Annotated in this window: 9 protein-coding genes; 7 read left to right on the forward strand and 2 right to left on the reverse strand. The window is 46.6% G+C overall.

Annotated features, from left to right (window positions below; translation table 11 throughout):
• Positions 1-12: 12 nt before the first annotated feature.
• The 3 genes from QO187_RS06150 to QO187_RS06160 all read left to right on the forward strand — a co-directional run bounded on the left by QO187_RS06150 (position 13) and on the right by QO187_RS06160 (position 4,476).
• Entirely contained in the window at positions 13-2,112 is a 2,100-nt protein-coding gene (locus QO187_RS06150) for an acetyl/propionyl/methylcrotonyl-CoA carboxylase subunit alpha (RefSeq protein WP_102094563.1), read from the forward strand.
• A gap of 59 nt (positions 2,113-2,171) precedes the next feature.
• Positions 2,172-3,092: a hydroxymethylglutaryl-CoA lyase gene (locus tag QO187_RS06155; protein WP_102094564.1), complete on the forward strand. Its 921-nt coding sequence runs from the start codon at positions 2,172-2,174 to the stop codon at positions 3,090-3,092.
• Positions 3,093-3,288: 196 nt separating this feature from the next.
• On the forward strand, positions 3,289-4,476 hold the full coding sequence (locus QO187_RS06160; RefSeq protein ID WP_102094565.1) for an isovaleryl-CoA dehydrogenase: 1,188 nt from the start codon (positions 3,289-3,291) through the stop codon (positions 4,474-4,476).
• A 123-nt stretch (positions 4,477-4,599) separates the two neighbouring features.
• Here QO187_RS06160 and QO187_RS06165 read toward each other — a convergent pair whose 3' ends face one another.
• Positions 4,600-5,328: a pantothenate kinase gene (locus tag QO187_RS06165; protein WP_102094566.1), complete on the reverse strand. Its 729-nt coding sequence runs from the start codon at positions 5,326-5,328 to the stop codon at positions 4,600-4,602.
• Positions 5,329-5,387: 59 nt separating this feature from the next.
• Positions 5,388-6,377: a biotin--[acetyl-CoA-carboxylase] ligase gene (locus tag QO187_RS06170; RefSeq protein ID WP_102094567.1), complete on the reverse strand. Its 990-nt coding sequence runs from the start codon at positions 6,375-6,377 to the stop codon at positions 5,388-5,390.
• A 175-nt stretch (positions 6,378-6,552) separates the two neighbouring features.
• Here QO187_RS06170 and QO187_RS06175 point away from each other — a divergent pair, with 175 nt between their 5' ends.
• The 4 genes from QO187_RS06175 to QO187_RS06190 all read left to right on the forward strand — a co-directional run bounded on the left by QO187_RS06175 (position 6,553) and on the right by QO187_RS06190 (position 13,592).
• Entirely contained in the window at positions 6,553-7,356 is an 804-nt protein-coding gene (locus QO187_RS06175; RefSeq protein ID WP_185156659.1) for a sulfite exporter TauE/SafE family protein, read from the forward strand.
• A 51-nt stretch (positions 7,357-7,407) separates the two neighbouring features.
• A complete protein-coding gene (locus tag QO187_RS06180) occupies positions 7,408-8,349 on the forward strand; it encodes a hypothetical protein (RefSeq protein ID WP_102094569.1) in 942 nt (313 codons plus the stop codon).
• A gap of 66 nt (positions 8,350-8,415) precedes the next feature.
• The gene (locus QO187_RS06185; protein ID WP_102094570.1) at positions 8,416-12,360 is read left to right on the forward strand and encodes an AAA family ATPase; all 3,945 of its coding nucleotides are present in this window, start codon (positions 8,416-8,418) and stop codon (positions 12,358-12,360) included.
• 215 nt (positions 12,361-12,575) lie between these two features.
• Positions 12,576-13,592 carry a cell division protein ZipA C-terminal FtsZ-binding domain-containing protein gene (locus tag QO187_RS06190; protein WP_102094571.1) on the forward strand — a complete coding sequence of 339 codons (1,017 nt, stop codon included), beginning with the start codon at positions 12,576-12,578 and terminating at the stop codon, positions 13,590-13,592.
• Positions 13,593-13,904: the final 312 nt, after the last annotated feature.

The raw sequence follows: 13,904 nt of genomic DNA on the forward strand, positions 1-13,904 counted from the left end.
ACAGGGATAGTTATGTTTTCTAAAATTCTAATCGCCAACCGTGGTGAAATTGCTTGCCGAGTGGCTGCGACTGCTAAGCGTCTTGGCGTCAGTACCGTTGCTGTTTATTCCGATGCGGATCGTGAGGCCAAACATGTGGCTGTCTGTGATGAGGCTATCTATTTAGGCGGTTCGGCACCGAAAGACAGTTATCTCAAAGGCGATGCTATTATTGCGATAGCGCTTGAGACTGGTGCCCAAGCGATTCATCCAGGATATGGGTTCTTGAGCGAAAATGCAGACTTTGCGCAGGCTTGCCAAGATGCTGGCTTGGTATTTATTGGCCCATCGGCAGATGCTATTCGCGCTATGGGCGGTAAGTCTGAATCTAAGCGCTTGATGGAGTCAGCTGGTGTACCGCTGATCCCCGGTTATCATGGTGACAACCAAAATGCACAGTTTTTGCAGCAGCAGGCCGATAGTATTGGCTATCCTGTCTTGATTAAAGCGAGTGCAGGTGGCGGTGGTAAAGGTATGCGTATCGTTGAAAAAAGCAGCGATTTTATTGACCTGCTAGACTCCTGTCGCCGAGAAGCGATTACCAGTTTTGGCAATGATCAAGTGTTGGTCGAAAAATACGCGCTAAAACCACGTCATATCGAAATCCAAGTATTCGGTGATACGCATGGCAATTATGTGCATCTGTTTGAGCGTGATTGCTCAGTACAGCGCCGCCATCAAAAAGTATTAGAAGAAGCGCCCGCACCGGGTGTCGATACTGCGATGCGTGAAGCGATGGGCACAGCGGCAATCGAAGCAGCACGTGCGGTCGATTACGTGGGTGCAGGTACGGTTGAGTTTATTGTGGAGCAGCGTGAAGACTCTATGAATTTTTATTTCATGGAAATGAATACGCGTTTGCAAGTTGAGCATCCTGTTAGTGAAGCGATTACGGGTGTCGATTTGGTCGAGTGGCAGCTGTTGGTTGCTGCAGGTCAGCCATTGCCAAAAACACAAGATGATCTGGCTATCAACGGTCATGCAATTGAGGCGCGTATCTGTGCTGAAAACCCTGACAATAATTTCTTGCCAGCGACAGGAACTTTATTCACTTATCAAAAGCCTGAGCATAGTACCTTTAACATTACCGATGTGCGTATCGACGATGGCGTACGTGAGGGTGATGTGATCAGTCCTTTTTACGACTCTATGATTGCCAAGCTTATCGTGCATGCTCCTACGCGCGAGCAAGCGTTGGCGAGACTAGACCATGCATTGGCACAGACTCGTATCGTTGGTCTGCCAAACAACGTGGCATTTTTGCGTTATATTTTAAATACCGATTCATTTAGCAAAGCCAATCTTGATACGGCCTTGATAGAGCGTGAGCAGGATAAACTTTTTGACCAGCATCCTCTTGAGTTATCGACGCTTGTGGTGACAGCTATTGCCCAGCAGCTTGCGAGTGAAGCGACCACGCAGGGCTCAGATCCGTTTAGCAAGCCGACGGGTTTCCGTGCTTATAGCAATTATACTCGTTCATTTAGCTTGGTTTATGATGAGCAAGCCTACAGTGCTCGCATCAGTAATTGGCATAATGCGAGTTGTGTTGATAGCAAAAAAGGCGGCGATAATCTCAGTAGTTTTACGCTCGTCATTGGTCAAGAAATCGTAAATACGCAGGATGATAGCAATATCAATGTAGCGGCTCAGACCGAAACGGTTTATGAAGGTGAGGTCAATTATGATAGCAGTGACGCGCACAATCATACTTTATGGTTAGATGGTGCACGTATCAGTGCCCAAAGCTGGGTAAATAACGAGACAGTCTACGTATTCACAGATAGCGGACGTGATGAAATTACGCTTATTGATATCATGGCACATGTGGGCGAAGACACAGCAGCAGTTGGCAGTTTGAAGTCACCAATGCCAGGACAAGTGGTTGCATTCAAAGTAGCTGTTGGCGATACTGTGAAAAAAGGCGAGCCACTTGCCGTCATCGAAGCCATGAAAATTGAACACACGATTACCGCACCGACAGATGGTGTGGTAGCAGAGCTATTATTTGCAGCAGGTGATTTGGTCGCTGATGGTGATGAGCTATTGCGAATCGATAGTGAAAAAGCATAGCTGACGTAGCTTAATAAAAAAGCCTCATCAAAGCGCAAATAACAAAAAGGACGACAAGTATGAGCCATTCGTATCCAAGCCATGTCAGCATTGTTGATGTCAGTCCACGTGATGGACTACAAAACGAATCCATGACGGTACCGACTGAGGTTAAGCAAGCGCTTATCAATGACTTGATTGCGGCGGGTGTCAAAAAGCTGGAAGCGACCAGTTTTGTCTCGCCAAAGTGGGTGCCACAAATGGGCGATAATAGCGCGCTACTTGACGCGCTAGCGCCGACACGGCAGACGGACGTTTGCTACTCGGTACTGGTGCCCAATATGCGTGGCTTTGAAAGTGCTATTTTGCATCGCCCAGATGAAATCGTTATTTTCGGCTCAGCCAGTGAAACCTTTAGTCAAAAAAACATCAACTGTAGTATCGATGAGAGTATCGAACGTTTTGCGCCAGTAGCTGCTGCAGCAAAAGCCCAAGGCATAAAGGTACGTGGCGTTATCTCTTGTACGGTTGGTTGTCCCTATGAAGGCGAGATTGACCCAAGCCAAGTAGCCTATGTGACCAAGCGTCTGGTAGAGATTGGTTCAGAGCAAATTGGCATTGCCGATACGATCGGTGTGGGTACGCCGCTCAAAGTACAACGAGCATTGCAAGCTGCACTTGAGTATGCTGATATCTCTATGCTATCAGGTCATTTCCATGATACTTATGGCCAGGCACTAAGCAATACTCTGGCTGCCTTGCAGATGGGTGTGAGTGAGTTTGATACCTCTGTCGCTGGCTTGGGCGGTTGTCCTTATGCCAAAGGCGCAACGGGCAATGTCGCCACCGAAGATGTAGTATATATGCTGCATGGTATGGGTATCAGCACGGGTATCGATTTGGATAAATTAGTCGTGGCAGGTGAACGTATCAGCGAGTTCTTAAAGCGTCCGAATGGTTCAAATGTGGCACGTGCCATCATTAATAAACGTCAGTCTTAATGAGTATAGTCAATCCACTGTGAAGGTATGACAGCGTTAACCTCGTTTGAAGTATTCGATATACATCTACACTCGGTTGCCTTGCCATACTTTCGCATTGAATGGACTATGACATCAAAGATGACATCGAAAATAATATGGCTTTAAAAAACAGATCAAAATTCGAAAACTAAATATTAAAATACAAGGAATGGTTATGAGTTTACCTGGATTGAATTTTCAACTTGGCGAAGATATTGACGCCCTACGTGATGTCGTACAGCAGTTTGCAGCAAACGAGATCGCTCCACGTGCTGCCGAGATTGATAGCAGTGATGAGTTCCCAATGGATCTGTGGCAGAAGATGGGTGACCTCGGTCTACATGGTATTACCGTTCCAGAAGAGTACGGCGGCTCCAACATGGGTTATGTCGCCCATATGGTCGCGATGGAAGAGATTAGCCGAGCTTCGGCATCAGTCGCGCTTAGCTATGGCGCACATTCTAATCTATGTATTAACCAAATCAAACGTAACGGCTCTGAAGAACAAAAGCAGAAATATCTGCCAAAGCTAATCAGTGGCGAGTTCATCGGTGCATTGGCAATGAGTGAGACAGGCGCTGGCTCAGACGTCGTTAGTATGAAGCTCAAAGCCGAAGAAAAAGATGGCAGCTATGTGTTGAACGGTAGCAAAATGTGGATCACCAATGGCCCTGACGCGGACGTGATGGTAGTCTATGCCAAGACCAACCCTGAGATGGGTGCAAAAGGCATGACGGCCTTTATCGTTGAAAAAGGCATGGAAGGTTTTGGTACCGCACAAAAGCTAGATAAGCTCGGCATGCGCGGTAGCCATACTGGCGAGATGACTTTTAATAATGTAAAAGTACCAAGCGAAAATATCTTGGGTGGTCTCAATGAAGGCGTTAAGGTATTGATGAGTGGCCTAGATTACGAGCGTGCCGTATTGGCCGCAGGTCCTATCGGTATCATGCAAGCGGTGATGGACAATGTCGTGCCTTATATCCATGACCGTAAACAGTTTGGTCAAGCGATCGGTGAGTTTCAGCTTATCCAAGGTAAAGTTGCGGACATGTATACCATACTACAAGCCGGTCGTAGTTTCTTATATACCGTTGGCAAGAATTTGGACATGTTGGACGCGCGCGGTGCGGGTCATAGTCGAGAAGTGCGTAAAGATTGCGCCAGTGTGATTCTATGGTGTGCCGAAAAAGCCACATGGATGGCAGGTGAAGGTATTCAAATATTTGGCGGTAATGGCTATACCAATGAGTATCCACTCGGTCGCTACTGGCGCGATGCCAAGCTGTATGAGATTGGCGCAGGTACCAGTGAAATTCGCCGTATGCTAGTCGGTCGTGAGCTGTTTAACGAGACCAAATAAGAAAGTATTGTGGCAATAACTAGAAACACGTTAGCTATTTTCTAATAGTAAAATAAAAAAGCAGCACGTTCAAAACGTGCTGCTTTTTTTGTGTCAACGTTAAACCGAATTATCTATAAGCGGTTAAGACTTATTGCGATAATCAAAGTATCTTGCCAAACCATTTAGTAATAAATCATCACGTAAGCGCACTGGACGATTAACATGCTGGGATATAATGGCTGCATCACCGCCTGTCATAATCAATTCAAAATTAGGGTGACGATGGCTAATCTCATTGATCGCGCCGACGATAGAGAGCAAAATACCGCGATGTACCGCGTCTTGAGTGGTTAAGCCTTGGTTGACGCTATCAAAAGTACCGTTCGAGATAGTGATTTGCTTAGTACCAGAGAACAGTGACTCACGCTGTAGATAGATGCTGGGGAAAATATAACCGCCCAAATGCTCAGCATGATCAATTAAATCAATGGTCACCGCTGTACCACAACCAATCACACACTGGCGTTTTTTCTTATCGACCGCACCGAGCATCTGTAGCCAACGATCACAGCCGAGCTGCTGATCATTGTAAGTACTTTTCATCAGTGCGTGTGCCGCATCGACATGGACAAACTCAAACGGAATATTCAAACGACTGAGTGTCTCTGAGACTTTGGCATTGAGATTGTCGCCCAATACCGATGAGATACCAATAAAGTCAGGCGCGTAACGCTCAAAGCGATCCGTCAGACCCATAAGTAGTTCGGCAGGCGCTTGCAGGTGCTGCTTGGCATCATGCGCGACTATTTGTCCGATATCATCGGTTAGCCAGTATTTTAGGCGGGTATTTCCAAGATCAAGCCAGAGCATAAAAGTCCCTTTATATAGTGCTCGTTAATGATGGTATTCATCAATATAGTTGTCTAAGCCTAATAAATAACGTCGATGCGTCCAGTAAAAAGCGTAGAAATCTTACCGCTATCTTGGCGCAATTGCAAACAGCCATGTGTGTCGACACCGCAAGCGATTCCCGTCACGACTTTTTCTTCGTTATTATAGTCTTGGGTGACGCGTAAGCACAGACCTGATAGCGCATCCATCGTCGCAAACTGCTCCAAAAAACTATTCAAATAATAAGTGTGACCCGTTGGCTGCTCTATGCCCAAATGCTCAAAGCGTGTCATCGCCGCCATCAATGCTTTGCACATCTGCTGATAGAGCATTGGTAGGTCTGGTAGGCTCGCAGGTCGTGTCTCTAAAGGTAGCATCTCATTAATGTCTTGTAAGCTAATCGCTTGGTAGCTCATACCCTCAGACGTTTGTGTGGTGAGCTTAGGTGCTGCCTGTACGTTTAGGCCAATGCCTAACACCACACCGACCAACCTGCCAGCTTTCGTCACTGGCTCTATCAAAATCCCAGCCAGTTTATTAAAGGGTAGCGTACGCTGATTTGCTACATCATTATCCAATACGGAATCCAATACCGAGCTGTCCGTTATGGATTGTTCTTTAGATTGCTCTTCAGATTGGCTCTGAGCTTGCTGATAAAAACCCAAGTCATTTGCCCATTTCACCCCAATTGGCGTCAGTCCTTGTGCTTGCAGTTGCTCGTTCAACATTTGAATGACGGGCATCTTCGCCAGCTCAAGACCAATGATTAGCGATAGCAAGCCACTGATTGGCATATGCACGGGATGGTATAGCGACAGATAGACATTGCCGCGCGGTGATTGCCACGAGCGTCCGTGCTGACCACGACCTGCGCTTTGGGTTTCCGCGGTCAAAACGTGTACGGTGGCGACATCTAACGCCCCGTTTTGCAAGGCTTCTATCAGCTCACTATTGGTCGAGGCGCTACTAGCCACATGACGATGATTGAGCTCGGATAAATAGGTAGAAAAACTAGTGAGTGGCGGCATAAGTTTAGTCGATGTGGTTAAAGGAAACTTTGATATACTGAGCGATTGTTGCGGTCAGACAGTACCGAGTAAACAGCATAAAGGTCGCGTTGAGATTTGGCAAATACAATTAAGCACGCCTAAGCGCTAGTGAGTACTATAGTGCCAGTCAGTATTATAAAAGGTTCGTTCTATGATGTTATATGTGTGGTTTGTGATTGCAGGCGCGTTTGCAGGTGTCAGCGCAGGCTTGTTTGGCGTCGGCGGTGGTATGATTATCGTGCCCGCATTGGTTTGGATTTTTACCGCTTATGACTTTTCGCCAGAAGTAATCACCCATTTGGCCATTGGGACGTCATTGGCGACCATCGTTGTGACCTCGATTAGCTCACTGACTGCTCATAATAAGCGTGGCGGTGTACGCTGGGAAGTATGGCGCAAGATGGCGCTTGGATTGGTCATCGGTAGTTTGGTCGGCGCTGGTATCGCGGATATGATTGATGGGCAAGCTCTACAGGCTATCATTGGTTTCGGTGCGCTATTGGTCGCGCTAAAAATGCTGTTTTTTTCGAATAAAGAACAAGTGGGTAAACCGTTACCATCGGCTGGTGTACAGTTTGGTGCCGGTACTGGCATTGGTATGGCGTCCTCTATTTTTGGCATTGGCGGCGGCAGCTTGACCGTGCCGTTCTTGAACTGGGCAGGGCTGCCGATGAAACAATCGGTCGGCACATCAGCGGCATGCGGTCTACCAATTGCCTTGGCTGGAGCAGCAGGCTTTGCTTGGTTCGGTCAAGACGTGGTCAATCTGCCTGAGGGTACGATAGGGTTTGTCCATGTCACAGGATTTTTGTTTATTTCAGTCGCCAGCTTTGCGATGGCAAAGGTGGGCGCCAAGCTTGCCCATATCTTACCTGCGCTCATGCTTAAGCGCGCATTTGGCATATTATTGATATTTGCTGGAGGGCAGTTGTTACTGAGTGGATTGGGTGTTTTATAGCAATAATGAGTTTTTATAAAATTAGTATGCAAACCGTGAGACATTATTAGTATGAAAGCTGCAGAAAAATACCGCCGTGTTTTCGGCTCAATGAATCATCTAAAAGACCAGTTATCATGGACGACGGGTCTCTCTAATATGGTAGAGTTTTTGGCATGGGAGCCGCAGCGTATTTTAGGTATTACTAAAAAGCAATATGTACGCCAAATCATTGAATGGGCGGCCCACCCAGAGTTAAAGGACAAAAATATAGAAGAGATTGAGCAATCAGTCATCAAAAAGCTCAATACAAAAATGAATGAAACTGAGCAGCTAGAGACGTATTCAACGCAAACGATGGGTATCTGTAATGCGAGAGAAGCCGTGCGCCGCGTAACGTTCTTTTCTGAAGACTATCTCAATAAAGAATTCGATATCTTTTTGAGTTTGTGCAGTGATGTTTATCTGAACTTATTTTATCAGCAATTTATCAGCTTTGAGCCGAGTGGATCATGGTCGACACATGGTAATAGCGGTATGTTTGAAAACAGTACAGAGCTAAAAGCCATGTATATGGACAACCTAGCCTATAACCATCAGGGGAATGTATTGATAGCGAATGAGTTAAAACTCGCTGGTCGGAAAAACCCAGACCCAATCCTAAAGTATTGTTTGATGTATGAGCACTTATTAGAAAAAGGCTTTATCGATAAAGGGGCAAAGTTTTTATTGTTATTTATCGGTGGTGACGCGCTAAAGCAAAACAAGCAAACGCTCGTAGATCGGGAGCTGGCTCTATGTCATAAACGGCCAAGAAAGTATCAGCATTTGCTAAGACCAGAGCTGTTAGAAATAGTCGATCACTTAGAAGTAGCAAGTATCTCTTGGTCAGCCTTCATCGAGTTTAATAATCGCTACTTAGCAGAAAATAGCGTCTGCCAAGTGGAGCAAAAACTATTACGAGGATTCCATCAAAGCCTAGAATCAAAATCGTTTATGCACTTAGCAGTTTAACCCTAAAAACCCACTACAATTTCAGGTAGAATAGCCGCCTGTTTTTGCTAAGTTTATTGACTCTTCATGCGTTTAAAATCCCTAAAGCTGGCAGGCTTCAAATCCTTTGCCAATCCAACCACTTTTACTTTTCGTCATGGTATCACCGCCATCGTCGGGCCGAACGGCTGTGGCAAATCCAATGTGATTGATGCCATCCGCTGGGTGCTGGGCGAAACCTCAGCCAAGCAGTTACGCGGCGGGGCGATGAGTGATGTTATCTTTGCTGGTACGCAGGATAAGACAGCAAAAAGTGTCGCCAGTGTTGAGCTGACTTTTGAGCATACCCAAGATGAGCAGACTGGCATTCGCCACGAGTTTAACTTGTACCAAGAGCTATCGGTTCGCCGTCAGGTAAATAAAGATGGCCCCTCAGATTATTTTATCAATGGTACGCGTTGTCGTCGCCGTGATGTGGTCGATGTGTTTTTAGGTACAGGGCTGGGTGCACGTAGCTATGCGGTGATTGAGCAAGGTATGATTGGGCGCATTGTTGAGTCTAGCCCCGTGCAGCTGCGTGAGTTTATTGAAGAGGCGGCAGGTGTCTCACGCTATCAGGCTCGCCGTGAAGAAACGCAAAAGAAATTAGAGAAAACGAAAGACAATCTAGCGCGTCTGCATGATATGCAAAGCGAATTACTACGCCAGCAGAAAACACTGTCTAAACAGGCAGCGAGCGCGCAGCGTTACGAAGAATTGGCATTAACACTAGCTGATATCGAGCAGCAGCTCGCCATCCAACAGCTCTATCAAGCCAAGCAAACACATCAACAGCAGAAAGTAGCGCATGAACGCAATGCTACTGAGGTGTCGACACTTCAAGCTGACTACGACACGCTCAAAGCTCAGCAAGACAAGCTCACTGCTCGTATCAATCAAGAGCAATGGCTCAAAGACGATGCCCAAAGCGCTCACTATCAGCAGCAGCTCGGCTATCAACAAGCGGAACATAAGCTAAGTGATGCTAAGTCACAGCTGGCTACTATCGAGCAGCAACTGTTTGGCTTGGCTCAACAGCGTGCGCAATCACTCGCTGATATCGAACGGCTCAACGCTGAACAAGCTGAACAGCATCAAGCGCTAGAAGCGTTGCGTCCACAGCTTGTTGAGCTAACAGATAAGCGCGATAACTATAAGCGCAATGAGCAGCCACTACAACGCGCGTGGCATGACGCGCAAAACAATCTGTCACGCTTACAAGATAAAGCCCGTTCGCTTGAACAGCAGCAAGCTATTAACGCTCAAGCACAAAAACGTCATCAGCAAAGCTATGATAAATGGCAACGCCGCGAGCAAAACTGGCAAAACCTGTGGCAGCAATTACAGCAGTCTATAGCGCCATCTGCATCTGACAGTGCTGATGTGAGTAAAACGAATAATGCGCAAGATCTCAGTCAAGTGCTAGAACAGCAAGTCACTGAGCTAAACACGCAGTTGCAGCAGATTGAGCGTCAACGCGAAGCCGTCGATGAACGCTTGTCCGAGATACAACCGCAAGCGCATAGTTTGCAGCAGAGACTAAACGCACAGCAGAGCGAGTTGAGCGATGATGAAAAGCGTCATGCGCTGTTGGTAGGCGAATACGATACCCTGCATCAGATATTGCATCCAAAACCTACACAACAGCAATCAGAAAAGACTCAATCTACCGCGACAGATAATGCAGATAGCGATGGCATATATCATCAGCCGATAGCCATTGCAACGCTACGTGAGCAAATTGAGCTAAGTGCGAAGGGGCAGGAGTATGCGCCGCTACTCGATAGTATCCTAGCATTGTGGCTAGATAGCCATGTGCTGGTTGCTAATCAACAAGCTAATCAAATCAAGCAATCAAGCGTTAATAATGCTACTGGCGTTTATCAAAGAGCCGATAGCTTGTGGCAAGCGCTTGAGCATGACGTTGCAGATTTACTGACTTATCAGACGGCACAAAATACGCCTGCCAGTGCAAAAGATAAAACTCTAATGGAGACGGGTCATAGCTTATGGTTGCCTACTGCGCAAAATAGCATCAGTGACCATGACCTTGTCAGTGAATTGCCAGATAATTTGATTGATAAAGTGTTGCCATTATCGCAGTTGATTACTCAGCCGCTACTCTCGCTATGGCAACAGTGCTATATATATACGGCGCAGCTTGAGACTAGTGAGCAGCATGAAATTGACACACTTACTGATGTACTGAAGTCATTACCACCATTAGCAATATTGCTCACCGCAGATGGTTGGCTGATCAGTCGTCATGGGACGATTAACTTAAGCAAATTCGCTGGTGCGCAAGATAGTCAAAGTGATAGCAGCAGTCAATTTCTCACGCAGCGTTTGCAGCAGCGCACTCGTTTGCAAGCGTTAGAAGACTTGCTTGATGAGTTTGAAACCAAAATACAAGAGCAGCAAAAATCTATTGCAAAAGACCAGCGCGATTATGATGCATTAATAGTTAGCTTGGAAGAAACGCGCGCGCAAGTTGAGCAGTTAACCCGTGATAAGCATCAATACCAGCAGCAACTGACGACCGAGCGAGCCAATGCTGAGCGGTTGCAAGCGGATAGCCAGCGTTTGAACGCTGATAAAGCAACGCTTGAGCAGGAAAAGCAAGAACTGGCGCAAGAGCAACAAACGCTTGAACAAGAACAACAGCACATTGAAAGCGAGATCGCTACGCTAACGCCGCAAATAGTAGAAGCACGAGCGACAACTCAGCAACTGCAAGCTGAGCGCAGCGAGCTAAACCGCGCGCGTCAAGCTGATGATGATGCGTGGCAAGCATTGCAGCTGCGCATTCAGCAATACGAGATGCGCTTGGAGCATAGTATTAGTAGTCTGGCTCGTACGACTGAGCAATATGATAAGTCGTTAGAGAATGAGCAAAGTCTACAGACGCGTCACGATCAGCAGCAGGCTAAATTGCCAGAGCTACAAGCAGCACTACAGTCTGCACAGGTAACGCGCGATGAGCAGCAAGTGCTATTGAACGAGCGCGATACTGCGCTAATGGCATTAAAACAAACGTACGCTGAGCAGCAGACGGCATTTGATACATTGCAAAATACATTGCAAACGCAGCAAAGCGAGCTTGCCCGTCATGCTACTGAGTTGGCATTAAGCGCGGCACGGTTAGAGGATGCTAGCGCACACACGCAGAGCGCTTTAGATGCTTATTATCGTGTAAGTCATAAATATAAAGCGCAAGCAGAGCAACCGCGACAAAGCATGAGCGTCTCAAACTTGCTAGCAGATTTTATCGCTCATGATCGCCGCGTCCGTCCAGACAAAATCGCTGAGCTAGAGTCCGAGCGCGCCAAGTTGACCCAGCAGTTGAGCAAGATTGGGCCAGTGAATTTGGCAGCGGTCGCAGAGTTGGCCGAGGTAAACGAGCGCCTAGAACCACTCGCACAGCAGACGGCAGATATCGCGGCCAGTATGCAGACATTGACCGAAGCGATTGCCTCTATTGATGAGACGACCAAGACACTGTTTATGCAGACGCTTGATGCGGTCAATAATGAGTTGGCCAATTTATTTGCCAAAGTCTTTGGCGGTGGACAGGCTAGCCTGACGTTGAACACTGACGAGATGCCAGCCAATACGCCAAAGTCCGAACAATGGCGGGCAGGGCTTACCTTGATGGCGCAGCCGAAGGGTAAACGCAATAGTCGCTTAGCGGTATTATCGGGCGGTGAAAAAACCCTTACAGCGCTGAGTTTGATTTTTGCGATATTTAAGCAGCATCCCGCACCGTTCTGTGTGCTTGATGAGGTCGATGCACCGCTTGATGATGCCAACGTCGCGCGCTTTACCAGTCTCATTCATGAGTTAGCAGATGATTTGCAATTTATTTTTATCAGCCATAATAAATTGACGATGCAAATTGCTGATGAGCTAAAAGGTATTACCATGCCAAGTGCAGGCATTTCTACACTAGTCAGTGTGTCGCTTGATGAAGCTGCGCGTTACGTAGAGAGCTAAGAGTGAAATAGTCGACATTAAAAGTGCTATGAGAATCAGCGCGATGCAAATATAATCAATCAATTGGCATAAATGCAAATAAGCTTGACCTCAGTCCAGCATACTGGTTATAAAGTACACAATGTGGTGACGATATAGGTCAGCCATGCTAGAATATTGCCATTTATGCTCGTTTGTGTATTCCCTTTTGTTATATATACTAGGATGTATTTATCATGACCGTTATTCAGTTTATATTGATTGCCATTGCCGCGTTTATCGTGCTCGCAGGGCTGTTTATGGTCATTCGTAGCTTTAAGCGCCGCGGTGCTACCGAAGCTGCTGCGGTCAATTATGATAAAAATGGTATTCCGATCATACCGCGTCACGAGCGCAACATCGTCGATCAGCCAGATCTCGATGATACAGTCGCAGGCGAGACGAGCATCGGTCCAGATCGTAGCTACTTGGATGCTGTGGTTGAAGAAGAGCCATTGACGCAATCGCATACCAACGTTGATGCCCAACTAACGGCTGAGCGTGACCATGTAGCAGCTGACGACTATGACGTCATCGATGAAGCCGACTACGCGCGCTGGCAAGAAGAGCAACGCCGTGCCGATAGTGCTGAGTTTGTAGAAGTCGCCGATCAGATGCATATCGAGCAAGAGCCTGATGCGTTCTCTAGCCTAATGTCAGCGACTGATAGCCTGATGCCAACCATCGATACGGCAGAAGAGCCGAGCTTCGATGACAACAGCCCGATACTGGATCAGCATCTATCAGAGTCAGGTGATGATGTGCAAAATGGTCCTTTGATTAATGCCAAAGACAATATCAATATCACTATCTTGCCGCACCAATATCGTGACCGTCCAGCGGCGATTATCCGTGGTCGTGACCTATTAGCATTGATTGATAAATATGGTCTACGCTATGGTGCGATGAATATGTTCCATCGCTACGAGCAAAAAGACGGCACGGGTATGCTGTGGTTTAGCATGATGGGTATCACCGATAGCGGTATCGCGCCATTTGATCCGCATAGTGTCGCGACCAACACTTATAACGGTGTCGTCGTATTCTTGTCATTGCCACATCCACAGGCCGTGCGCAGTTTTGATAGTATGATGAGCATTGCTTATATGATGGCAAGCGACCTTGACGCCATTATGCTTGATGAAGAGAATGAACCAATCACGCCTGAATACAAGCAGCAACTACGTAACCAAGTTCGTGATTATGAGGGCTAGGTGCTTGAGGATTAGAAGCTCGAAGGATAAGCGCTGAAAGATAAAAGCTGATTAGTATCAGAAATCATAAAAAGGCAAATAGCGATTAACGTTATTTGCCTTTTTTAATGGGCTATAGTTTCCGAAAAGTGCTAACCATAGTAGACTGAGCGAGCCTAACACAGTATCTGATTTATATAGGATTGACTATACCGAGCTTCCTACAAACTTGTTATCATATCAACATCTTGAATTGCGAAAAAGACGCCGACTATGACTGACTCTACCTCATCAAATAATTCTAAAAATCCATCTGCTCAAGTAGAAAACCAA

The organism is Psychrobacter sp. Arc9 (assembly GCF_041431295.1).
Taxonomy (GTDB): Bacteria; Pseudomonadota; Gammaproteobacteria; order Pseudomonadales; family Moraxellaceae; genus Psychrobacter.